23 protein-coding genes are annotated in these 21515 nt (G+C 69.8%); 16 read left to right on the top strand and 7 right to left on the bottom strand.

The window, feature by feature from the left end; genetic code table 11:
• Positions 1-172: 172 nt before the first annotated feature.
• The 7 genes from fliK to fliE form a co-directional block, all read right to left on the bottom strand.
• Positions 173-1495, bottom strand: coding sequence for a flagellar hook-length control protein FliK (gene fliK, locus ACMGEZ_RS27710; RefSeq protein WP_436825493.1), 1323 nt, complete (start codon positions 1493-1495; stop codon positions 173-175).
• 22 nt (positions 1496-1517) lie between these two features.
• On the bottom strand, positions 1518-1850 hold the full coding sequence (locus tag ACMGEZ_RS27705) for a flagellar protein FliT (protein WP_436825492.1): 333 nt from the start codon (positions 1848-1850) through the stop codon (positions 1518-1520).
• A gap of 24 nt (positions 1851-1874) precedes the next feature.
• Positions 1875-2297, bottom strand: a complete 423-nt coding sequence (gene fliS / locus ACMGEZ_RS27700) for a flagellar export chaperone FliS (RefSeq protein WP_436825491.1) — start codon at positions 2295-2297, stop codon at positions 1875-1877.
• Positions 2298-2317: 20 nt separating this feature from the next.
• Complete coding sequence (gene fliD, locus ACMGEZ_RS27695) at positions 2318-3757, bottom strand: flagellar filament capping protein FliD (protein WP_436825490.1); 1440 nt, start codon at positions 3755-3757, stop codon at positions 2318-2320.
• Positions 3758-3806: 49 nt separating this feature from the next.
• Complete coding sequence (locus ACMGEZ_RS27690; RefSeq protein ID WP_436825489.1) at positions 3807-4151, bottom strand: flagellar protein FlaG; 345 nt, start codon at positions 4149-4151, stop codon at positions 3807-3809.
• Positions 4152-4270: 119 nt separating this feature from the next.
• Positions 4271-5560 (bottom strand): FliC/FljB family flagellin, encoded by a 1290-nt coding sequence (locus ACMGEZ_RS27685; protein ID WP_436825488.1) that lies wholly within the window; start codon positions 5558-5560, stop codon positions 4271-4273.
• A 177-nt stretch (positions 5561-5737) separates the two neighbouring features.
• On the bottom strand, positions 5738-6058 hold the full coding sequence (gene fliE, locus ACMGEZ_RS27680) for a flagellar hook-basal body complex protein FliE (RefSeq protein ID WP_436825487.1): 321 nt from the start codon (positions 6056-6058) through the stop codon (positions 5738-5740).
• Positions 6059-6324: 266 nt separating this feature from the next.
• On the opposite strand from fliE, the gene fliF reads away from it, so the two are divergent.
• The 16 genes from fliF (at position 6325) to ACMGEZ_RS27600 (ending at position 21500) form a co-directional block, all read left to right on the top strand.
• Positions 6325-8022: a flagellar basal-body MS-ring/collar protein FliF gene (gene fliF, locus ACMGEZ_RS27675; protein ID WP_436825486.1), complete on the top strand. Its 1698-nt coding sequence runs from the start codon at positions 6325-6327 to the stop codon at positions 8020-8022.
• Positions 8019-9014, top strand: a complete 996-nt coding sequence (fliG, locus tag ACMGEZ_RS27670; RefSeq protein ID WP_436825485.1) for a flagellar motor switch protein FliG — start codon at positions 8019-8021, stop codon at positions 9012-9014. Before fliF ends, fliG begins: the two co-directional genes overlap by 4 nt.
• Entirely contained in the window at positions 9001-9771 is a 771-nt protein-coding gene (gene fliH / locus ACMGEZ_RS27665) for a flagellar assembly protein FliH (RefSeq protein WP_436825484.1), read from the top strand. Before fliG ends, fliH begins: the two co-directional genes overlap by 14 nt.
• Positions 9768-11165, top strand: coding sequence for a flagellar protein export ATPase FliI (gene fliI, locus ACMGEZ_RS27660; RefSeq protein ID WP_436825483.1), 1398 nt, complete (start codon positions 9768-9770; stop codon positions 11163-11165). Before fliH ends, fliI begins: the two co-directional genes overlap by 4 nt.
• Before the next feature lie 22 nt (positions 11166-11187).
• Positions 11188-11643, top strand: coding sequence for a flagellar export protein FliJ (gene fliJ, locus ACMGEZ_RS27655; RefSeq protein ID WP_436825482.1), 456 nt, complete (start codon positions 11188-11190; stop codon positions 11641-11643).
• Positions 11644-11653: 10 nt separating this feature from the next.
• Positions 11654-13009, top strand: a complete 1356-nt coding sequence (locus tag ACMGEZ_RS27650; protein ID WP_436825481.1) for a flagellar hook-length control protein FliK — start codon at positions 11654-11656, stop codon at positions 13007-13009.
• Between the two features lie 99 nt (positions 13010-13108).
• Positions 13109-13597 (top strand): flagellar basal body-associated protein FliL, encoded by a 489-nt coding sequence (gene fliL / locus ACMGEZ_RS27645; RefSeq protein ID WP_436825480.1) that lies wholly within the window; start codon positions 13109-13111, stop codon positions 13595-13597.
• Positions 13598-13624: 27 nt separating this feature from the next.
• Complete coding sequence (gene fliM / locus ACMGEZ_RS27640) at positions 13625-14626, top strand: flagellar motor switch protein FliM (RefSeq protein ID WP_436825479.1); 1002 nt, start codon at positions 13625-13627, stop codon at positions 14624-14626.
• The gene (gene fliN, locus ACMGEZ_RS27635) at positions 14619-15062 is read left to right on the top strand and encodes a flagellar motor switch protein FliN (protein WP_436825478.1); all 444 of its coding nucleotides are present in this window, start codon (positions 14619-14621) and stop codon (positions 15060-15062) included. Before fliM ends, fliN begins: the two co-directional genes overlap by 8 nt.
• Positions 15059-15553, top strand: a complete 495-nt coding sequence (gene fliO, locus ACMGEZ_RS27630) for a flagellar biosynthetic protein FliO (protein ID WP_436825477.1) — start codon at positions 15059-15061, stop codon at positions 15551-15553. Before fliN ends, fliO begins: the two co-directional genes overlap by 4 nt.
• Positions 15553-16308: a flagellar type III secretion system pore protein FliP gene (fliP, locus tag ACMGEZ_RS27625; RefSeq protein ID WP_436825476.1), complete on the top strand. Its 756-nt coding sequence runs from the start codon at positions 15553-15555 to the stop codon at positions 16306-16308. Before fliO ends, fliP begins: the two co-directional genes overlap by 1 nt.
• A gap of 10 nt (positions 16309-16318) precedes the next feature.
• Complete coding sequence (gene fliQ, locus ACMGEZ_RS27620) at positions 16319-16588, top strand: flagellar biosynthesis protein FliQ (RefSeq protein WP_068677035.1); 270 nt, start codon at positions 16319-16321, stop codon at positions 16586-16588.
• Between the two features lie 4 nt (positions 16589-16592).
• Positions 16593-17390: a flagellar biosynthetic protein FliR gene (gene fliR / locus ACMGEZ_RS27615; RefSeq protein ID WP_436825475.1), complete on the top strand. Its 798-nt coding sequence runs from the start codon at positions 16593-16595 to the stop codon at positions 17388-17390.
• Between the two features lie 15 nt (positions 17391-17405).
• On the top strand, positions 17406-17774 hold the full coding sequence (locus ACMGEZ_RS29745; protein WP_496084680.1) for an IS66 family transposase: 369 nt from the start codon (positions 17406-17408) through the stop codon (positions 17772-17774).
• A gap of 530 nt (positions 17775-18304) precedes the next feature.
• Positions 18305-19042: a protein-L-isoaspartate(D-aspartate) O-methyltransferase gene (locus ACMGEZ_RS27605; protein ID WP_436825474.1), complete on the top strand. Its 738-nt coding sequence runs from the start codon at positions 18305-18307 to the stop codon at positions 19040-19042.
• 7 nt (positions 19043-19049) lie between these two features.
• Positions 19050-21500 carry a spermine/spermidine synthase domain-containing protein gene (locus ACMGEZ_RS27600; protein WP_436825473.1) on the top strand — a complete coding sequence of 817 codons (2451 nt, stop codon included), beginning with the start codon at positions 19050-19052 and terminating at the stop codon, positions 21498-21500.
• Positions 21501-21515 lie beyond the last annotated feature (15 nt).

The raw sequence follows: 21515 nt of genomic DNA, 5'->3' as shown, positions 1-21515 counted from the left end.
TTACTTTCTTTGGCGAGACAAAGAAAGTAACTCGCCCGCCGGGGCGAATTCCCGGCTCCGCACTCAACACAACAGCAACGTTCGAAATCACCCGAACAAGTGCCCCCACCCCATCCAGCCACCGCAGGGAGAGGCCACAAAGCCCAACCGAAGGTGAAGCCCGGATAGCTCATCACGCCTCGCTGACGCGCAAGCCTTCAAGCCGCAGCCCCGCGGACTCGAAGCGCTCCTCGAGCGCCCCGCCGTGCGCCCGCAGGCGTCCGGCAGTGGTCGCATGGCCCGCCACGAACTGCGCCTGGACCGCACCGCCGGCCAGCGTCAGGCGCAGTTCGACCGGCCCGAGCCGCGGGAGGTGCAGCGAGACCGTCGTGCTCCAGCGCCTTGCCTCGTCCTGCTGCCCGCCCTCGTCGCGTGGCCGTCCCTCCTCCTGCTGGATCGACCACTCCATCGGGACCTCAGGCCAGGCCTGGCCGTTCCAGCGGAACACGGCGGTGGCCAGCAGGTCGAGCTGCTGGTGCACCACGGTCGCAGCCTGCGGATGGATCAGCTCCGCGGGCTGGTGCGGCGCGCTCGGGAGGGCAGCCGCCGCGCCATGCCGCACGGCCGCGGCCGCTTCCGCGCGCTGCCCCGCGGCCTCGGCCTCGAGAGGCGTGGCGGAAGCACCCTCGCCTGCGCGGTAGGCCGCACGCACGCGCTGGGCATCGGCCAAGGGCGCGGCGTCGGTGGAAACGGCAGGAGCACGCGACGCCGGCGCCGGCGGCACGGGCGAACCCGGCTCACCGTGCGCCGGGGCCGAGGCAGTCGGCGTCGCAGCGCCGGGCGCAGATGCGGGCGCCGCCCCGGCCGCGAGCGGCACTGCAGGCATGACAGGCACCGGCACGACAGCCACGGCAGCCACGCCGGCCCGCACCGCATCGGAAGGTACATGCACCGCCGCGACAGCAGCCTGCGCCGCCGCACCGCCATGCTGCCCTTGAACAGCCGGCGAAACCGGTGCGGCCCAGCGCGCCTGCGGTTCCTGCGCCAACTGCGCCAGCGTGCGCGTGCCGGCGACGAACTCGCGCAGATGCGATTCGTAGAACAGCCCGCTGCGGTCCACCGCCTGGGCCAGTGCCGCGGCGAGCGTGGCGGCATTCGCCGGCTGCCGCGCCGAAGGCCACACCGGCGTGGTGGCACGCAGCGGTCCCGCGTCCGGCCACTCCGCCAGCAGGGCGCCGATCAGGCGGGCCGCCGGAGAGAGGTGCGCGGCCGGGGCAGCCGATGCGCCCGGCGCGTCCGGCGCAGCCGCCGCAGCGGGCAGGCCGGCAGGCAGCTGGCGCTCCAGCGCGATATGGGAGGGCAGGCGCACATCGTTGGCGACCTTCTGGACCTGCACCACCGGGCCGGGCTCGGCATCGCTCGCCACCTGGCCCTGCTGCAGCGCGACGAGTTCGAGCCGCGGCGCGAGCTTGGCGGCCAGCAGCGCGTGGTCGGGCGGTACGCCGAGCCTGCTCATCCGGGTGGGCGCGCCTGGGCGCTCAGCGCGGCACTCCGTAGGCGCGGTCGAGCTCGCTGCGCTTCTGCAGGTCGGTCATGGTGGCGACCAGGTGCGCCAGCTGCGGCTTGACCAGCTCGCACACCGCCTGCTGGTCGGCGCGGATGCGTTGCAGCAGGCGCTGCGCCTCCTCGATCTGAGCCGGGTCCAGCGACTCCTGCGGCGTGACGGCGCGCAGCCGATCGATGAGCGCAGTGCATTGCGCCTCGAGCTCGGGCAGCCGTTCCCACGCCTTTGCACGCGCCAGTGTCACCATCAGCGACAGGATCGAGGCGAGTTGGGCATAGCAATGGACGACTTCACTCCTGGCTGCCATTTTCGTCTTTCGTACTCTTGTCGATCAGTGCCCGGCGTCGACGCCGTCGATCTGGCGCCAGGCCGACGCCACGTTCTCCAGCAGCGCCCCGGCCTCGTCGATCGCTTGCAGGTCGTTGTGCAGGTTGGCCTGCAGCAGCCTGCGGATCACGTAGTCGTACAGCGCAGACAGGCTCTCGACCAAGGCGGCTCCCTCGGAGCCGCCCGCCTTCGCATCCAGCCCGGCCTTGAGGCCGTTGTCCACGATGGCGATCGCCTTCGAGATCGCCTTGCCCTTGGCCGCGACGTCCCCGCTTCCCATGTGATGGCGGGCCATCCCGATGGCTGTGTCCGCGCCGTCGAAAAGCATGCAGATGAGTTGATGGGGCGACGCGCTCATCGCCTGTGTTTCGACGCCGAGGCGTGCATAGGCGCCGGCGCCGGTCCGATGGGTGTGGGGTGTGTACATGCGTGCTCCGTGGCCGGGTGCTATTTGCCGCTTTTCGCCATGCTGGCGAACTGCTGGGTGAGGTAGCTGCTCGTGCTGTTCATCCTGCTGACCAGCAGATCGAGCTGCGTGAACTGGGCGCGGTAGTACTCCACCTTCGCGTCCACGCGCGCCTGCATCTCGTCGTACTGCGCGTCGAGGTCCTTGAGCGACTTGCTCATGCCGTCGGTCGCGACCTTGAGCGCGCCACCGGTGCCGGTGAGCTTGTCGACCAGCGTGCTCAACTGCTTGCCATAGCCGGCCGTGCTGGCGCTGTCGCTCGAGAACAGGCCGGCGACGCCCTCCAGGTTGGTCGCCAGCGCGCTCTTGAGCTTGTCGGCGTTCACGCTCATCGTCCCGTCCTTCTCGAAGGCCACGCCGATCTCCGACAGCGTCTTCATCGCACCGCCCTGCGGATTGGTCAGCACCTGCCGCAGACTCACCTGGATGTTGCGCAGCGTGCCGTCGCCGAGCAGGGCGGCACCCCTCTTCTTGTCGGCGTCATAGCTGGTCAGGGTCCCCGCGGTGCCCTGCAGCGCGTTGTAGGCCTTCACGAAATCGTTGATCGCCGTCTCGACGCTGGCCACGTCGCGCGAAACGCCCAGGCTGCTCGTGCCGACCTTCAGCAGGTTCAGCGTGACGCCCTGGATCGACTCCTTCACCGAGTTGGTCTTGCTGGTGACGGCGATGCCGTTGACGGTGAGCTCGGCGTTCTGTGCCTGCAGGGTCTGCTGCAGGTTCTGGGCGCCCGCCGGGTCGTGAGCCAGGAGGTTAGACAGCGCCGCGTCGCCTGCGACCGCGACGCGCATGCTCGACACCTTGCCGGTCTCGGTCGAGGTCAGCACCAGGCGGTTGGGCGTCACGCTGCCGTCGTTGACGATGCTGGCAGTCACGCCGGCCTTTGCCGCATTGACCGCATCGCGTATGCCCTCGAGCGTGTTGTTGCTCGAATCGATGGTGATGGTCTTGGCCGTGCGGCTTGTGTCCGGGGTGAAGCTCGCACCGCTGTACTTGCCGCTCACTGCGTCGTAGGTGCCGCCGGCGATCGTTCCGAAGTCGATGGTGAGCGTCCCATTGCCGATCGCGGTCTTGGCGCTGGCCTGGCCGGCCGCCACGACCGACTGCGCCTGCGCGAGCTGGCTGATGTTGATGCTGTATGCGCCGGCCGATGCCGTCGCGCCGGCGGTCCCGGAGAGGACATCGGCAGCGCCGGCAGTCGCTTTCACGCCCTGGAAGAAGGCCGGGTCACCCAACTTCTTGGCCGCCGTCTGCAGCGTCGTGAGGGCACTTTGCAGCTGCCCATAAGCCGAGAGCTTGCTCGTGAAGCTGACCTGGCGCTGCTGCAGCTGCACCAGCGGCTGGCTTTCCGCCGTCTCGAGATTGGAGAGCAGGCTGCTCAGGTCCAGGTTGGAGCCGATGCCGAGGCTGCTGATCGATGCCATGGATGGGGTTCCTTCTTTTCTTGTTCAACGTGACACGGAGACTTCGTCCTCAGGCCGAGTGGTCCATCAGCAGGCCCGGCGCGCTGTCCAGCATCCTGGCGATGCGCACTGCTTCCTCGGACGGAATCTGCCGAATGAGCTCGCCGCTGTCGCGATCGACCACCTTGACGATCACCTTGTCGGTGTCCTCGTCGACCTCGAACTGCAGCCCCACCGAGCGGGTCTGCAGCGACGCGTTGAGCTCGCGCACGGCCTGCTCTACCTGCACGGGCGTCGCCGCGTCCATGGCCTCGGCCGACGCCTGCTCGTCCCAGGCCGGCGCATTGCGCCGGACCGGAAGCATCTGCGTCCACCAGGGGCTGTTGTCTGCCGCCGGGGCAACGGGGATCGCCATGGTCATCACCTTCGGATTGATTCGCTGTCCTCTGCGGCCTGGGCCGAGCCCAAGCCGCAGAGGACAGCGCAGGCGCTGTCGGGCTTGCGCCCGAAAGGCCTGCGATGCCTTCACTTCGATCAGCGCAGCAGCGACAGCACGTTTTGCGTGGTCTGGTTGGCCTGGGCCAGAACCGAGGTACCGGCCTGTTGCAGGATCTGTGCGCGGGTCATGTTCGACACTTCGGTCGCGTAGTCGGCGTCTTCGATGCGCGAGCGCGAGGAAGACAGGTTGGTCACCGTGGTGCCGAGGTTGGCGATCGTGGAGTCGAAGCGGTTCTGCACTGCACCCAGCGAGCTGCGCAGGTCGTCGACCATCTTGAGCGCCGCGTCGAGCTTCTTCATCGGGTCGATGGAAGCCGCACCGGTGAACTCGGCCGTCTTGCCGGCGCCGCTCAGGACGATGTCGGTGCCGGTGTTGTCGAAGTCGGTCGGCGTCGCGCCGCCGTTGGCCAGGGCGCCTGCGCCGACGGCGAAGTTCTTGCCTTGCACGGCCACGTAGGCGGTGGTGGCGCCGGTGCTGTCCACACCCACCTTGACCAACTGGTTGTTCAGCGCCACGGCGGTCGTCACGCCGTTGTCGGTGTCGGTGAACTCGACGTCGGCCACGTTCAGCACGACGTCGCCGGTGGCGTCGTCGACCGACGCGGCATAGAAGCTGTCACCCGACTTGACCACGAAGTTGGCCGTGGCGGCGCCGGTGGCGTCCTTCACGTTGTGCAGGCTCAACGAGCTGGCGGCAACGCCCAGGGACGTGGCGGCAGCGCTCAGATCGACAGCGGTGGGCGTGGCAGCCAGGTTGGTCTGCGTGATGGCTTCGCTCACCGGGAGGGCGTTGCTGCTCACCGAGAAACCGCCGAGGCCGAGCGTCGACGAGTCGATCTGCTTGAGGTCGATCTTGATGGTCTCGCCGTCGTTGGCACCGACCTGCACCGTCAGCGGCTTCGCGCCGGCGGACAGCACCTTCACGCCGTTGAAATCGGTCTGCGCCGAGACGCGGTCGATTTCGCTCATGCGCTGGGTGATTTCGTCCTGGATCGACTTCAGGTCGCTGGCCGAGTTGCTGCCGTTGGCGGCTTGCACCGCCAGCTCACGAACGCGCTGCAGGTTGTTGTTGACTTCCTTCAGTGCGCCTTCCGTCGTCTGCGCGAGGGAGATGCCGTCGTTGGCGTTGCGCTGGGCTTGCGTCAGACCCTTGATGTTGGCCGTGAAGCGGTTGGCGATGGCCTGGCCGGCGGCGTCGTCCTTGGCACCGTTGATGCGCAGGCCCGAAGACAGGCGCTGGATCGCGGTGTTCAACGACGACTGCGATGCGTTGAGGTTGTTCTGCGTGAGCAGGGAGAGACTGTTGGTGTTGATGACTTGCGCCATTTCAAACTCCTGTAGACAAAGGTTGTGGAATCCGGCCCTGCGGCCGCAACGCTGGACCCGCTCCCACCATGAGACTCAAGCCATCGTTGTTGAAGTTATCGGCGGGGGCATCCAAAGCTTTAGGGGCCCGGCTGAAAAAGATGCGCACCCTGCCCGCTCCACAACCCACAGGAGCCGTCAGGCCGGCAGGCTCATCACTTCCTGGTAGGCGGCCACGAGCCGGTTGCGCACCTGCAGGCCGGTCTGGAAGGCCACGTTGGCCTTCTGCAGGTCGACCATCACGTCGTTCAGCGCGACGCCCGGCTTGCCGAGCTCGAAGGCCTCGGCCTGGCCGTAGGCCTTGTTCTGCGCCGTGCTGATGCCCTCGAGCGAGCGCCTCAGCTCGGCGGCGAAGCCGGCCTGCGGGGCCGACTCGGCCGCGGGGCGCGGCGCGATGCCGGTCTGGAGCGCGGTCACCCGCATCTGCTGCAGGACGGATTCGATGGCGGAAATGGACATGTAGAACCTTTTGTTGAATCTGGAAGACGCTTGCGTTCCTACAGGAGGGCCGTGGCTCTCCCGCGTGTTTTCAGCGTAACCGCGGGGGCCCGAAAGAGATGGGCCCAACTGACGCCGAAAACCCCGGCTGTTCGACCAATCGATTTCGCGCCTGCTGCCGAGAATCGATCGCGACACAAAAAGGCTGCTCGCGACTTCAACGGCATGACTCCACCTCGACGACTTCTCCCGCTCCTCCTGGCTTGCGCCATGGCCGGGGCCCAAGCATGAGCAGCACGGCAGCGCCAGCGGGCACGATGCCGGCGGTGGCTGGCGCGCCGCTGCTGGAACGCCTGCGCGCCCAGCCCAAGCTGCCGCTGATCATCGGCGCCGCAGCGCTGGTGGCGGCCGCAGCCGCCTTCATGCTGTGGAGCCGCGCACCCGACTACAAGGTGCTCTACACCAACGTCTCGGACCGCGACGGCGGCGCGATCATCGCCTCGCTGGCGCAGATGAACGTGCCCTACAAGTTCGCCGAGGGCGGCAGCGCGATCCTGATCGCCGGCGACAAGGTGCCTGAAGTGCGCCTCAAGCTCGCGGCCCAGGGCCTGCCCAAGGGCGGCGGGGTCGGCTTCGAGCTGATGGACAACCAGAAGTTCGGCACCAGCCAGTTCGCCGAGCAGGTCAACTACCAGCGCGGGCTGGAGGGCGAGCTGGCCCGCTCGATCGAGTCGATCGGCACGGTCGAATCGGCCCGCGTCCACCTCGCGCTGCCGAAGCCCTCGCTCTTCGTGCGCGAGCAGAAGAAGCCTTCCGCCTCCGTGGTGCTGAGCCTGCACCGCGGCCGCGGCATCGACGAGGGCCAGGTCAGCGCCATCGTCCACATGATCTCCAGCAGCGTGCCGGAGCTGGACCCCAAGAGCGTGACGGTGGTGGACCAGCGCGGCAACCTGCTGTCGGCCGCCAACGCTGGCGCGCGCGGCCTGGACGTGAGCCAGCTCAAGTACGCGCAGGAGATCGAGCAGGGCTATATCCGCCGCATCGAGGCCATCCTGCAGCCGATCCTCGGCGCGAGCAATGTGCGCGCGCAGGTCGCGGCCGACATCGATTTCTCGGTGGTCGAGCGCACCGAGGAGAAGTTCGCGCCCAACCAGGACCCGCGCAACGCCGCGGTGCGCAGCCAGCAGTCCAGCGAGTCGAACCAGCTCGGTGCCACGCCCCCGGGCGGCGTGCCGGGCGCGCTGTCGAACCAGCCGCCGACGAGCCCCAGTGCGCCGATCGTCGCGCCGCGGCCGGCCAACGCACCCGCCAACGGCGCCACGCCGCCGGCTGCCACCACCACGACGGCAACGACCAGCACCGTCCCGGGCGGCCCGAGCAGCTCGCGCAAGGACACGACCACCAACTACGAGCTCGACCGCTCCATCCGCCATGTGCAGCAGGGCGCCGGCGGGATCAAGCGTCTGTCCGTGGCGGTGGTGGTGAACCACGTGGCCGGCACCGACGGCAAGGCGCGCGCGCTGACGCCCGCCGAGGTCGACCAGATCCGCAACCTGGTGAAGGAGGCGATGGGCTACAGCCAGGAGCGCGGCGATTCGCTCAACGTGCTCAACAGCGCCTTCGCCCGCGACGGCCACGACGAGCAGCAGTCCGAGCTGCCTGTCTGGAAGGACCCCGCCAACATCGAGCTCGCCAAGAGCATCGGCCAGTACCTGCTGATCGGCGTGCTCGCGCTGTTCGCCTGGTTCGCCGTGTTCCGGCCGCTGCTGCGCAAGCACCTGGCGCCGCCGGCCGCGGCCGTGCTCGAGGCGCCACCCGTCGCGGCCGCCTTCGCCCATCCGGACGACGAAGCGGACGAGACCCGGCTGGGCATGCTCCAGCGCGAAGCCGAACGCCGCCAGGCCGACCTCGACTACGTACAGCAGACCGCCGAGCAGGACCCGCGGCTCGTCGCTACCTTGATCAAGCACTGGATGAATCCATGAGCGCAGTGGGCACCCGAAAAGCCGCCATCTTGCTGATGTCCCTTGGCGAGGACCGCGCCGCCGCCACGCTGCACCACCTGCCCACCACCGAGGTGCAGGCGCTGGGCGCCGCGATGGCCAAGCTGAGCCAGGTGTCCAAGGAGGAACTGGCGGCCGTGCTCGCGGAATTCCGCCTCGAGACCGAGCAGCTCTCCGCCCTCCACCTGGGCTCCGGCAGCTACATCCGCGCGGTACTGCGCAAGGCGCTGGGCGACGACCGCGCCAGCAACCTGCTCGAGGACATCCTGCAGCCCGACGAGCCGCACGGCGGCATCGAGCGGCTCAACGACCTGGAGGCCGGCGAGGTGGTCGAGCTGATCCGCGACGAGCACCCGCAGATCCTCGCCACGCTGCTGGTCCACCTGGACCGCAAGAAGGCCTCCGAGGTGCTGGAAAAGCTGCCGGTGCGCCTGCGGCACGACGTGATCATGCGCGTGGCCACCTTCGGCGGCGTGCAGCCCGCGGCGCTGGCCGAGCTGACCGACGTGCTGACCGAGATGCTCTCGGGCGAAGGCCTCAAGCGCAGCCGCCTGGGCGGCGTTCGCACCGCGGCCGAGATCGTCAACCTGATGAGCACCGCGCAGGAGGAAGAGGCGATCGCCCACGTGCGCGAGCACGACGAGGGCCTGGCGCAGCGCATCGTCGACGAGATGTTCGTCTTCGAGAACCTGCTGGACCTGGAGGACCGCTTCGTCCAGCGCCTGCTCAAGGACATCGAATCCGAGTCGCTCATCATCGCGCTCAAGGGCTCCACGCAGGAGCTGCGCGACAAGTTCCTCAAGAACATGTCGCAGCGCGCCGCCGAGACGCTGCGCGAGGACATCGAGCTGCGCGGCCCGGTGCGGGTCTCGCAGGTCGAAGCCGAGCAGAAGGCCATCCTGCAAGTGGTGCGCCGCCTCGCCGATGCCGGCGAGGTCGTGATCGCGGCGCCTGGAACCGATGACTTCGTCTAAGCAAACAGCCACGGCACCCACGCCGCGCGCACGCCTCGCGGCGGCCTATGCGCCCGCGCGGCCGGTTGCCGCGCCGAAGGCCGCCGCCAAGCCATCCCTCTCCGCCTGGCAGCGCTGGGAAATGGGCACGCTCGACAGCGAGGAGAACGCCCACGACAACGCGCATGCCCTGGTCGTTCCGCGCGTGGACCCGGAGTCCCTGGCGCGCGACAACGAGCTCTCCCGCCTGCGCCTGCAGGCGCGCGCCGAGGGCCGTGCCGAAGGCCACCGCGAAGGCCTGGCGAAGGGCCGTGCCGAAGGCCACGCGGAAGGGCTGGCCACGGGTCTTGCCGCCGCCAGCGCCCATGCCGAGCAGCTGCGCGCCCTGGCCGCCGCGCTGCCGGCCGCGCTGCGCCACGCCGAGCGCGAACTGGCCGACGCCATCCTCACGCTGGCGCTCGACGTGGCGCGGCAGGTGGTGCACCGCACGCTGCGCGCCGAGCCCGAATGGGTGCTGCCGCTGGTGCAGGACCTGCTGCATGCCGAGCCCGCGCTGCAAGGCGAGCCGCGCCTGCTGCTGCATCCCGACGACGTGGCGCTGGTGAAGAACAGCCTGGGCAACGAGCTGCAGATCGCCGGCTGGCAGGTGCGCCCCGACGACACGCTGGCACGCGGCGGCTGCCGCGTGCAGTCCGCCAGCGGCGAGATGGATGCCAGCCTCGAGACCCGCTGGAAGCATGTGACAGCCGCACTCAACCGCGACGTCGACGCATCATGACGGCCCAGGCCAACCCGCATCTGCAGTCCTGGATCGGCACGCTGAATCAGGCGCGCGTCGACGTCAATCGCATCCCCGCCACCGTCACCCACTCCGGCCGCCTCACGCGGGCCGTCGGGCTGGTGCTGGAGGCCGTCGGCCTGCAGCTGCCCGTGGGCAGCGACTGCCTGATCGAGCTGCCGCAGGGCTATCCGCAGCGCCATGCCGAGGCCGAAGTGGTCGGCTTCGCCGGCGACCGCCTGTTCCTGATGCCGCAGAGCGAAGTGGCCGGCCTCATCCCCGGCGCACGCGTGTTCGCGCGTCCGGGATCGGCCACGGCCGGCGACGAGGCCCATGGAAAGCGCCTCCCGGTCGGCGAGGGCATGCTCGGGCGCGTGGTCGATGCCGTCGGCCGCCCACTCGACGGCCTGGGCCCGCTGGATATCGCGCGCAAGGTGCCGCTGTCGACACCGCCCATCAACCCGCTCACCCGCGCGCCCATCGACTCGGTGCTGGACACCGGCGTGCGCGCCATCAACGCCATGCTCACCGTCGGCCGCGGCCAGCGCATGGGCCTGTTCGCCGGCTCCGGCGTGGGCAAGAGCGTGCTGCTCGGGATGATGGCGCGCTACACCAGCGCCGAGGTGATCGTGGTCGGCCTGATCGGCGAGCGCGGCCGCGAGGTCAAGGACTTCATCGAGAACACCTTGGGCGAGGAAGGCCTGGCCCGCGCCGTGGTGGTTGCCGCCCCGGCCGACAACTCGCCGCTGCTGCGCCTGCAGGGCGCGGCCTATGCGACCTGCCTGGCCGAGTACTTCCGCGACCAGGGCAAGGATGTGCTGCTGATCATGGATTCGCTCACCCGCTACGCGATGGCGCAGCGCGAGATCGCGTTGGCGGTGGGCGAGCCGCCCGCGACCAAGGGCTACCCGCCATCGGTCTTCGCCAAGCTGCCGGCGCTGGTGGAGCGCGCGGGCAACGGCGCGCGCGACGCTCAGGGCCGCGGCGGCTCGATCACCGCCTTCTACACCGTGCTCTCCGAGGGCGACGACCAGCAGGACCCGATCGCCGACTCGGCGCGCGCCATCCTCGACGGCCACGTGGTGCTGTCGCGCACGCTGGCCGAGGCCGGGCACTACCCGGCCATCGACATCGAGGCCTCGATCAGCCGCGCCATGACGGCGTTGATCCCGCCGTCGCAGTTCGACGCGGTGCGCCGCTTCAAGCAGATGCTGTCGCGCTACCAGCGCAACCGCGACCTGATCAGCGTCGGCGCCTACGCCGCCGGCCACGACCTGCAGCTGGACCAGGCGATCGCCCTGTATCCCAAGCTGGAGGCCTTTCTCCAGCAGGGCATGGACGAGCGCACCGACTACGCGGCGTCGGTGGCGCGCATGGCCGGCTTGTTCGACTAGACCGCACCCACGGAGTCACACGATGTCCAGGAAGCTCCCTCTCGACACGCTGCAGGAACTGGCCCGCAAGCAGAAGGAAGAAGCGGCGCGCCGCCTGGGCGCGCTGCAGAGCGCGCAGGTCAGCGCGCACCAGAAGCTGGACCTGCTGCTGCAGTACCGCCAGGACTACGCCAACCAGCTGCAGTCGCTGATGGCGCACGGCCTGCCCGCCTCGCAATGGCGCAACTTCAACAACTTCCTGGGCACGCTGGACGGCGCGATCGAGCAGCAGCGCGCCATCGTCAAGCAGGCCGGGGTGCGGCTGGACCGCGGGCGCGGCGACTGGCAGCACCAGGCGCGGCGCCTCAATTCCTTCGACACGCTGGCCGATCGCCTGCGCCGCCAGGAGCTCGCCGTCCAGGCCAAGCGCGAGCAGCGCGACAGCGACGAGCGTGCGGCGCGCAAGTTCATCGATCGCGCCGCCCATCCGAATTTCTAGAGGAACCGCCATGCCCACCTTCATTCCTTCCGCCACCCTCCCGGCGAGCTCGGCGCAGCCGGCCGCGCCATCGGGCGTGCGCGGCCGCCCTGCCGCGGACGGCGACGCACGCGGCAGCTTCGGCGCCGTGCTGGAGCGCTCGCGCGCGGGCGCGCGCCGCTCGCAGGACGGCACGGAAACGGCCAACGCCGACGCCGCGGCCACGCCGCAGAAGCCGAACCGCCCCATGGGGCGGAAGGACGAACCGGGCTCCGAGCTGCTGACCATCGCGCTGTTCGCGCCGCAGGTCCTGGCCACGGCACCGGCGCCCACCGCGGCGGTCGGCGCGGGCAAGGGCACGGGCGGCACGGCGCTGCCCGCGGGAGGCACGGCGCTGCCGCAGGAGGCATCGCTCGCCGCAACGGCCGCCGCCGCATCGACGCCCACCTCCGATGCGGCGCCCGCCGCGGGCCAAGGCGCGCACCAGGACGCCAAGGCACCGGCGACCGGTCCCGCCGCGGACACGACCACGATCGCAGGCACCTCCACCCCGGCGGCCGACAAAAGCTTCGCACTGCCGGGCGCGCCGGCGACGACGGCCGCGAACGGCGATGCCGTCGCGCTGCCGGCCACGGCCGCTGCACCGGCGATCCCGCTGGCCAACGCCCTGCCGACCGCGAAGACGCCGGCAGCCACCGGAACCGCGAACGCTCCAGCCGCCACCGATGCGAAGGCCGCGCCCACGGCCTCGCTCGCCGCGGGAGATGCCGGCTCCGCCGCAGTGCAACCCGCCGCCTTCCTCGCAGCCGCCGCGGCAGACACCGAAACCGCCGCCGCGCCCGTGGCGCCCCCGGCCATGCTCGCATCGGCCTCCCCGATGCAACCCGCGCTGGACCGCGCGCAGCCCGCGGCCAGCCCTGCACCCGCCCAGACCCTCGCCCCGCCCGTCGGCAGCGCCGAGTGGGCGCCTGCGCTGGGCCACCAGATGCTGCGCATGACGGCCGGTGGCCAGCAGGTGGCCGAGCTCAACCTCAACCCGGCCGGCCTCGGCCCGCTGAAGATCACCCTCAGCGTCGGCGACAACCAGGCCCAGGCCATGTTCGTCTCCGCGCACGAGTCGGTGCGCAAGGCGGTCGAGGCAGCGCTGCCGCAGCTGCGCAGCACCCTGGCCGAGCAGGGCATCAGCCTGGGCCAGACCTCGGTCGGCTCCGAGTCGCGCCCCTGGGCCGGCGCGGGCGGCTTCGGCCAGCAGCAGGAGCAGCGCCAGAACGCATCCTCGAACGGCGCGAGCTACCCGGGCGCGGCACGCAGCGAGCCGGCAGCCGCGCCGCTGGCCGCACGCGCGAACGCACCGTCGCGCACCGCCGGCATCGACACCTTCGCCTGAACGACGAAACCCGCGATCTGAGGCCCTTTCCCCCGCTTGATCGGGGCTTCGTTTCGTCGCGTCCCAACCAAGAATAAAGACCACCCAAACATTGCTTCCATGGCCACCAGTCCCTCTCTCCCCACCGCCGCGGCGCCGCGCTCCTCGAAGCTGTTGATCGGGCTGCTGGCCCTCGCCAGCATCGCCGCGCTGGCCGGCGGCGGCTATGCCCTGAGCCGCAGCAGCCTGTTCGCACAGGAAGCGCCGGCCGCCGCGGCCCCCAAGGCGATGCCCAAGCCGATCTTCGTGACCCTCGAGCCGCTCACCGTCAACGTGCAGTCCGAGGGCCGCAGCCGCTTCCTGCACATCGGCATGGCGCTCAAGGTGAACGACGAGCAGGCCAAGGCGCAGCTGCTCGAGTTCATGCCCGAGCTGCGCAGCCGCCTGCTGCTTCTGCTGTCGAACCGCCAGCCCGAGACGCTGCTGTCCACGCAGGACAAGGCCAGGCTGGCCGAGGAGATCCGCACCGAGCTCAACCGGCCGCTTTCTCCCGAGGCGCAGCCGCAGGCGATCGCGGGCGTCTCCTTCAACACCTTCGTGGTGCAGTGATCAGCCCTAGATTCGGACACACGACCCATGGCCTATGAACAGGTGCTCTCGCAGGACGAGGTCGATGCGCTGCTGTCGGGCGTCACCGGCGGCGCCGTCGACCAGCGCCGCGCGCCCGAGCCCGAGGCCGACGGCCTGCCGCTCTACGACCTCGGCGCGCCCGACCGCGTGGTGCGCGGCCGCATGCACACGCTGGAGGTCATCAACGAGCGCTTTGCGCGCAACCTGCGCGGCGCATTGCTGAACTTCATGCGCCGCAGCCCCGACGTCTCGGTCGGCCCGGTGCAGATCCAGCAGTACGGCGAATTCGTGCGCCACCTGCCGGTGCCGACCAACATCAACATGCTGCACCTGAAGCCGCTGCGCGGCACGGCGCTGTTCGTGTTCGATCCGAAGCTGGTGTTCCTGGTGGTGGACAACCTGTTCGGCAGCGACGGGCGCTACCACGTGCGCGTGGAGGGCCGCGACTTCACGCGGACCGAGCAGCGCATCATCAAGCGCCTGCTCAACCTCAGCCTGCAGTGCTATGGCGATGCCTGGCAGCCGGTGTTCCCGCTGGCCTTCGACTACATCCGCGCCGAGATGCACGGCAAGCTGGCCAACATCGTGGCGCCCAACGAGGTGGTGGTCACCACCACGCTGCAGATCGAGTTCGGCCCGGTGGGCGGCTTCCTGCACGTGTGCATCCCCTATTCGATGATCGAGCCGATCCGCGACCTGCTGTCCAACCCGGTGCAGGACGAGATCGAAGTCGACAAGCGCTGGGTCAAGCAGATGAGCCAGCAGATGCAGAGCGCCGACGTGGCGCTCACCGCCGACTTCGTGACCATCGACACCACCATCGGCGAGCTGATGCGCCTGCAGGTCGGCGACGTGCTGCCGATCGAGCTGCCCGAAACCGTGCTCGCGCGCGTCGACGGCGTACCCGTGATGGAGTGCGGCTACGGCGTCTCCAACGAACGCTACGCGCTGCGCGTGCAACAGATGATCTCCCACCAAGACACCGATCCGAAGAGCGACCATGACTGACAACACTTCCTCCGGCGGCGACATGGACGACTGGGCCAGCGCCCTGGCCGAGCAGACCGCGGCCTCCGCCCCGGCGCCCCAGCCGGCGAGCGCCCCCGCCGCGGCCGCGGCACCGGCCGGCGCCCAGGTCTTCCAGCCGCTGCAGAACACCGCGGCCAGCGCTGCCGGCACGGTGGACATCGAGCGCATCCTCGACGTGCCGGTGCAGCTGATGGCCGAGATCGGCCGCACGCGCATCACCATCAAGAACCTGCTGCAGCTGTCGCAGGGCTCGGTGGTGGAACTCGACGGACTGGCCGGCCAGCCGCTGGACGTGCTGATCAACGGCTACCTGATCGCGCAGGGCGAGGTGGTGGTGGTGAACGACAAGTACGGCATTCGCCTGACCGACATCGTCACGCCTTCCGAGCGCATGCAGAAGCTCAGCCGCTCATGAAGCTGCCCGCGTATCTCGTGCGCGGCGCCGCCGTGCTGGCCGCCTGCGCGGTCACGCTCTGCGCGCATGCGGCCCTGCCCACGGTGCCCGCTCCCGCCGCCGAGGCAGCGCCGGCCGTGGGTGCCTCCGGCCTGCTACAGGCCGGCCTCGGCATGGTGCTGGTGCTGGGCCTGATCTTCCTGTGCGCCTGGCTGGCGCGCCGCTTCGGCCTGCCGCGCTTCGGCGGCAGCGCCCTCGTCAAGGTGGTGGGCAGCGCGATGGTCGGCCAGCGCGAGCGCGTGGTGGTGGTCGAGGTGGGCGAGACCTGGCTGGTGCTGGGCGTGACCGCGAGCCAGGTCAACGCGCTGCATTCGCTGCCCGCGCAAGCTCTGCCCGCCGCATCGGCGCCGCCTGCGGCGCACGGCGGCAGCGGCGTCGGCGCGAAGGCGGTGGACCTGTTCGCACAGAAGCTGCGCGAATCGCTGGGCATCCAGCCGAAGCCGGGCGCCTGATGCGACGCCTTCCTCTTCGCCACCTGCGCCATGCAGGCCTGCTGCTCGCGCTGACCCTGCCGGCGCTTGCCTTCGCGCAAGGCCTGCCGGGGCTCACCAGCACGCCCGGCCCGGGCGGCAGCCAGACCTGGTCTCTCAGCGTGCAGACGCTGGTGCTGCTGACCTCGTTGAGCTTCCTGCCGGCGCTGCTGCTGTCGATGACCAGCTTCACCCGCATCCTGATCGTGCTGGGCCTGCTGCGCACGGCGCTGGGCACGCAGTCTTCGCCGCCCAACCAGATCCTGGTGGGCCTGTCGCTCTTCCTCACCTTCTTCGTGATGGCGCCGGTGTTCGACAAGGTCTACGACGAGGCCTACAAGCCGCTGTCGGAGAACAAGATCAGCACCGAGCGCGCGCTCGAGCGCGGCATCGCCCCCTTCAAGACCTTCATGCTCAAGCAGACGCGCGAGAACGACCTTGCGCTCTTCGCCAAGCTGGCCAAGGTGCCGGCGATGGAAGGGCCGGAGGACGTGCCGCTGCGCATCCTGCTGCCCTCCTTCGTCATCAGCGAGCTGAAGACCGCCTTCCAGATCGGCTTCACCATCTTCATCCCCTTCCTGATCATCGACCTGGTGGTGGCCAGCGTGCTCATGTCGATGGGGATGATGATGGTGCCGCCCGCCTCCATCGCCCTGCCCTTCAAGCTGATGCTCTTCGTCATGGCCGACGGCTGGCAGCTGCTCATCGGCGCGCTGGCCCAAAGCTTCTTCGTATAGGGATCCCGGAATGACACCCGAATCGGTCATGTCCATCGGCAGCCAGGCCATCCACGTCTCGCTGCTGCTCGGCGCGCCACTGCTGCTGGTGGCGCTGGTGGTGGGCCTGGTCATCAGCATCTTCCAGGCCGCCACGCAGATCAACGAGGCCACGCTGTCCTTCATCCCCAAGCTGCTGGCCGTGTTCGCGGTGCTGGTGATCGCCGGGCCGTGGATGCTGGGCCAGATGCTCGACTACATCCGCGCGCTGTTCTCGAGCATCCCGCAACTCGTTGCTTAGCCCCATGGGCGCCGGTGTCCTTTCCGTCACCTCGGCGGAGCTGAACGCCTGGATGGTGGCCTTCCTCTGGCCCTTCGTGCGCATGCTGGCGCTGGTCGGCACGGCGCCGATCTTCGGCGAGCCCAATGTGCCGCGGCAGCTCAAGGTCGCGATCGCGGCGCTGCTCGCCATCGCGCTGGCGCCCGCGCTGCCGGCGATGCCCCAGGTGCCGGTGGTCTCGATCGGCGGGGTGTGGATCCTGATCCAGCAGGTGCTGATCGGCGCGGCCATCGGCTTCACCATGCGCATGTTGTTTGCCGCCGTGCTGGCCGCGGGCGAGTACGTGGGCCTGCAGATGGGCCTGTCCTTCGCCTCCTTCTTCGACCCGACGAGCGGCGGCGCGACCATGGTGGTGGCGCGCCTGCTGCACATGCTGGCGATCCTGATCTTCCTTGCGCTGGATGGGCACCTGCTGCTGGTGGCGGCGCTGGCCGACAGCTTCCAGGTCCTGCCGATCGCCGACGCGCCGCTGGCCGCGCAAGGCTGGCTGCTGCTGGTGCACGGCGGCGCGCAGATCTTCGCGACCGGCCTCATGCTGGCGCTGCCCCTGGTCACGGCGCTGCTGACGCTGAACCTGGCGATGGGCATCCTGAACCGCGCCTCGCCGCAGTTCAGCATCTTCGCGGTGGGCTTTCCGCTGACGCTGCTGGCCGGGATGGGGATGCTGCAGTTGCTGATGCCGCAGCTGGGGGCGTTTCTGGCGCCGCGCTTCGCGAGCGGGTTGGCGTCAGTGGCGGAATTGATGCAAGGGCTGCGGCCTTGATGGGGAAACTGTCAGGTGGGTGTCCGGCGTGCGATCAGTCGCAGAGGCAGGCCGCGGACGAGACGCGATCCCGACAATGTGCTGCAGGGCGCCCGGGCGCCGCTCTGCGCGAGCGAAAGGGGCTTCAGCTTCCGGGCGCAGAACTTGCGCATCGCGTGCGCCATGTGTCGTGCTCCGGACACCGCACACGCGAGACGCAAGTTTGACGAACAGGTGCTGGACCCGGGCAAGCGTTCGGGCGCACCAGAGGCGCTGCGTCGCATCGCGGAGATCTACCGTCGCAAGCGCCTGGCGAGAAGGCGCACTGAAGCCAAGCCACTGTGGGAAGGTCTGCATGCGTGGTTGCCGCCTGACCGCGCGGCGCGCTTGAACAGCCGCCGTTGACCCATGCCACTCCTCGCCGGCCACCTCTGCTGGATGGCGGCGCCAATGCGTTGGGTAGAGTTCGATTGCCCAACCTTCGAGCTCGCCCAGATCAGCGCGGCCCTCGGTCAGGCGGAGCCACTCTTCCCGAAATGCTGCGCGCCACGCAGCGGAAGTCCTGAACTCTGCGCTGGGGGTCATGGGTAGAACTCCGGCCTGCTCGAATGGGAATCCAATGCACAGCGGATCGCGCCCGATCCCGAGACAACACATCGCATACATCACTCCTGAGTTGCTTTTTCATCGACAGTCCCGCCGGGTCACTTCGGATGGCGGGCTTGCCGGGTCCGAATTTAGGCGTGCAGGCAGACATAGACATGAGCGTTGAGTCCCTTTTCGAGGAGGACAGAACGCCCGTCTTGATCTTCGCCAGGCATGACTAAATGCCTACCCATACGGGCCGGAATGCTGGACTGCATGCGCCGGCGCGTCCATGATGGGGGCCATTCGAGCTTGCCGGCGGCGCCCGCCCCGCCGTCGAACCAACGCCGATGTCCACCTGTGCCGCCCGCCTCGCTGCCTTCCTCGTCGGCGCCTTGGCCGCGGCGCCGGTTGCTGCCTCCGACGAGCGCGCCGACGAACGCCAGCGCCTGGTGCAGGCCGTCGCCGCCCAGATGCGGGAGACCGGCAGCACGACCGGCCGGCCGGCGCTCTCCGAGCGCGTGATGACGGCCATGCGCCAAGTGCCGCGCCACGCCTTCGTCCCCGAGGACCAGCGCCCCTCCGCCTACCAGAACCGGCCGCTGCCCATCGGCCACGGCCAGACCATCTCGCAACCCTACATCGTCGCGCTGATGACCGAGCTTGCGCAGCCGCAGCCCGATCACAAGGTGCTCGAGGTCGGCACCGGCTCGGGCTACCAGGCGGCGGTGATGGCGCGGCTGGTGCGCGCGGTCTACAGCATCGAGATCATCGAGCCGCTCGGCCTTGCGGCGCGCGAGCGGCTGCAGGCGCAGGGCCATCGCAATGTCACGGTGCGCCTGGGCGACGGCTACCACGGCTGGGAAGAACACGCGCCCTACGACGCCATCCTGGTCACCGCCGCGGCCAGCCACATCCCCCCGCCGCTGATCCGCCAGCTCAAGCCCGGCGGGCGCATGGTGATCCCGGTGGGCGCGGCCTTCCTGGTCCAGCAGCTGATGCTGGTCGAGAAGAATACGGACGGCACGGTCTCGACGCGGCAGATCCTGCCCGTGGCCTTCGTGCCCCTGACAGGCGGCGGACGCTAGGACACCCATGGCTTCGCGTGGCGCTCCGGTCATTGCCGTGGCGCTGATCTCGGGCGCCGCGCTGGCCTACGAGATCCTGCTGATGCGGCTGTTCTCGATCAGCCTGTGGCACCACTTCGCCTACATGATCATCAGCCTGGCGCTGCTCGGCTACGGCGCGAGCGGCGCGCTGCTGACGCTGGTGCCGCGCGCCGTCGAGCGGCACTTCGTCCTCCTCTTCTGCGCCGCGGCGGCGGCCTTCGGGCTCACGGCCGCGGGCTGCTTCCTGCTCGCCCAGCAGGTGCCCTTCAATCCGCTGGAGATCCTGTGGGACCCGCGGCAGCCCGCCTGGCTGCTGGCGCTCTACCTGCTGCTCCTGCTGCCCTTCCTGTGCGCGGGCGCCTGCGTGTGCCTGGCGCTCGCGCGCTTTCGCGGCATGCAGCCGCGCATCTACAGCTTCGACATCCTCGGCGCGGGCGTGGGCAGCCTGGGCGTGGTGGGGCTGCTGTTCGTGCTGCCGCCGCAGGCCGCGTTGAAGCTGATCGGCGCGCTCGGCTGGCTGGCTGCCGCCACGGCCTGGGTGGAGTGCCGCGGCATGAGCCGCACGGCCGCTCCGAAGGCGAATAGGACCGCAGCCGAAGGCGAAGGCATTCCAGTGAGCCGCTGGCCGGTGCTGCTGCTGTTGGCCGGGGCGGGCCTCACGATGCTGATGCCCGCGGCCTGGCTCACACCGACCATGTCGCCCTACAAGGAGCTCCCGCAGACGTTGCGCATCCCCGGCGCCCGCGTGCTGCTGGAGCGATCCAGCCCGCTGGGCCTGGTCAGCGTGGTGGAGAGCCCGCGCATCCCGCTGCGCCATGCGCCGGGCCTGAGCCTCAACGCGACGACCGAGCCGCCGCCGCAGTGGGGCGTGTTCACCGACGGCGAGGGCCTGAACGCGATGACGCGCTTCGATGGCCGGCGCGAGAGCCTGGCGCACCTCGACCAGGTCAGCTCGGCGCTGCCCTACCACCTGCTGCGGCGCCCGCAGGTGCTGGTGCTGGGCGCCGGGGCAGGCGCCGACGTGCTGCAGGCGCACTATCACGGCGCGAGCCGCATCGATGCGGTGGAACTCAATGCGCAGGTCGTCGCGTTGGTGCGTGAGCGCTTCGCGCAGGAAACGGGCGGCATCTATTCGAAGATCGCGCAGGTGCACGTGGCCGAGGCGCGTGCCTTCCTGGCCAGCGGCGACACGCGCTACGACCTGATCCAGGTCGCGCTGCTCGACGGCTTCAGCGCCTCCTCGGCCGGCCTCCATGCCTTGTCGGAGAACTACCTCTACACGGTGGAGGCGCTGCAGGAAGCACTGCGCCGCCTGCGGCCCGGCGGGCTGCTGGCGGTCACGCGCTGGGTCACGCTGCCGCCGCGCGACACCTTCAAGCTGTTCGCGGCGGCGACTGCGGCGCTGGAGCGCTCCGGCGCCACCGACGCAGCGTCGCGGCTGGTGCTGATCCGCAGCTGGAAGACCACCACGCTGCTGGTCAGGAACGGCGCTTTCGACGCGGCGGACATCGCGGCCATCCGGGCCTTTTGCCAATCGCGCTCCTTCGACCGCGGCTACTACCCCGGCATGCGGCCCGAGGAAGCAAACCGCTACAACGTGGTGGAGCGCCCGGACCTCTTCGAGGGCGCGAGCGCGCTGCTGGGCCCCGGGCGCGAAGCCTTCCTGCGCGACTACAAGTTCAACATCGCCCCGGCCACCGATGACAGGCCGCACTTCTTCCACTTCTTCAAATGGCGCTCGCTGCCCGAGCTGCTGGCCTCCCGGGGCCGCGGCGGCCTGCCGCTGCTCGAGTGGGGCTACCCGGTGCTGGCCGCGACGCTGGTGCAGGCGACGCTGGCAAGCCTGCTGCTGATCGGCCTGCCCATTGCCTGGGTGCGCCGGCAAGGCGCGCTTGCGGCGCCGCGCGGCGCACGCGGCCGCGTGCTGCTGTACTTCCTGGCGATCGGCTTCGGCTTCATGTTCATCGAGATCGCGTTCATCCAGAAGTTCGTGCTGTTCCTGGGCCATCCGCTGTATGCGGTCGCAGTGGTGCTGTTCGCCTTCCTGCTGTTCGCAGGCATCGGCAGCCGCGTGGCCGCGCGCCGGCCGCCGATGAAGGCGGTGGCGGCGGCCATCGCGGCATCGGCGGCGCTGTGCCTGCTGTTGCTGCCGCTGCTGCTGCGGCATGCGATGGGCTGGCCGGATGGGGCGCGGATCGCGCTGTCTGCCGCGCTCATTGCGCCGCTGGCCTTCTTCATGGGCATGCCCTTCCCGCTGGGCCTGGCGCGGGTGGAAGCGATCGATGCCCGGCTCATCCCGTGGGCCTGGGGCATCAATGGCTGCGCCTCGGTGATCGCGGCGGTGCTCGCGACGCTGCTGGCGATCCACCTGGGATTCACCGCGGTGGTGCTGGCCGCGCTGCTGCTGTACGGGCTTGCAGCGGCGGCGCGTCCTTGAGAACATGCAAGCCTC

The sequence above is a fragment of the Variovorax stachyos genome (assembly GCF_051400855.1).
Taxonomy (GTDB): domain Bacteria; phylum Pseudomonadota; class Gammaproteobacteria; order Burkholderiales; family Burkholderiaceae_C; genus Variovorax.
The sequence above is the reverse complement of the archived record's forward strand: the minus strand, read 5'-3'. Positions and strand labels throughout refer to the sequence as shown.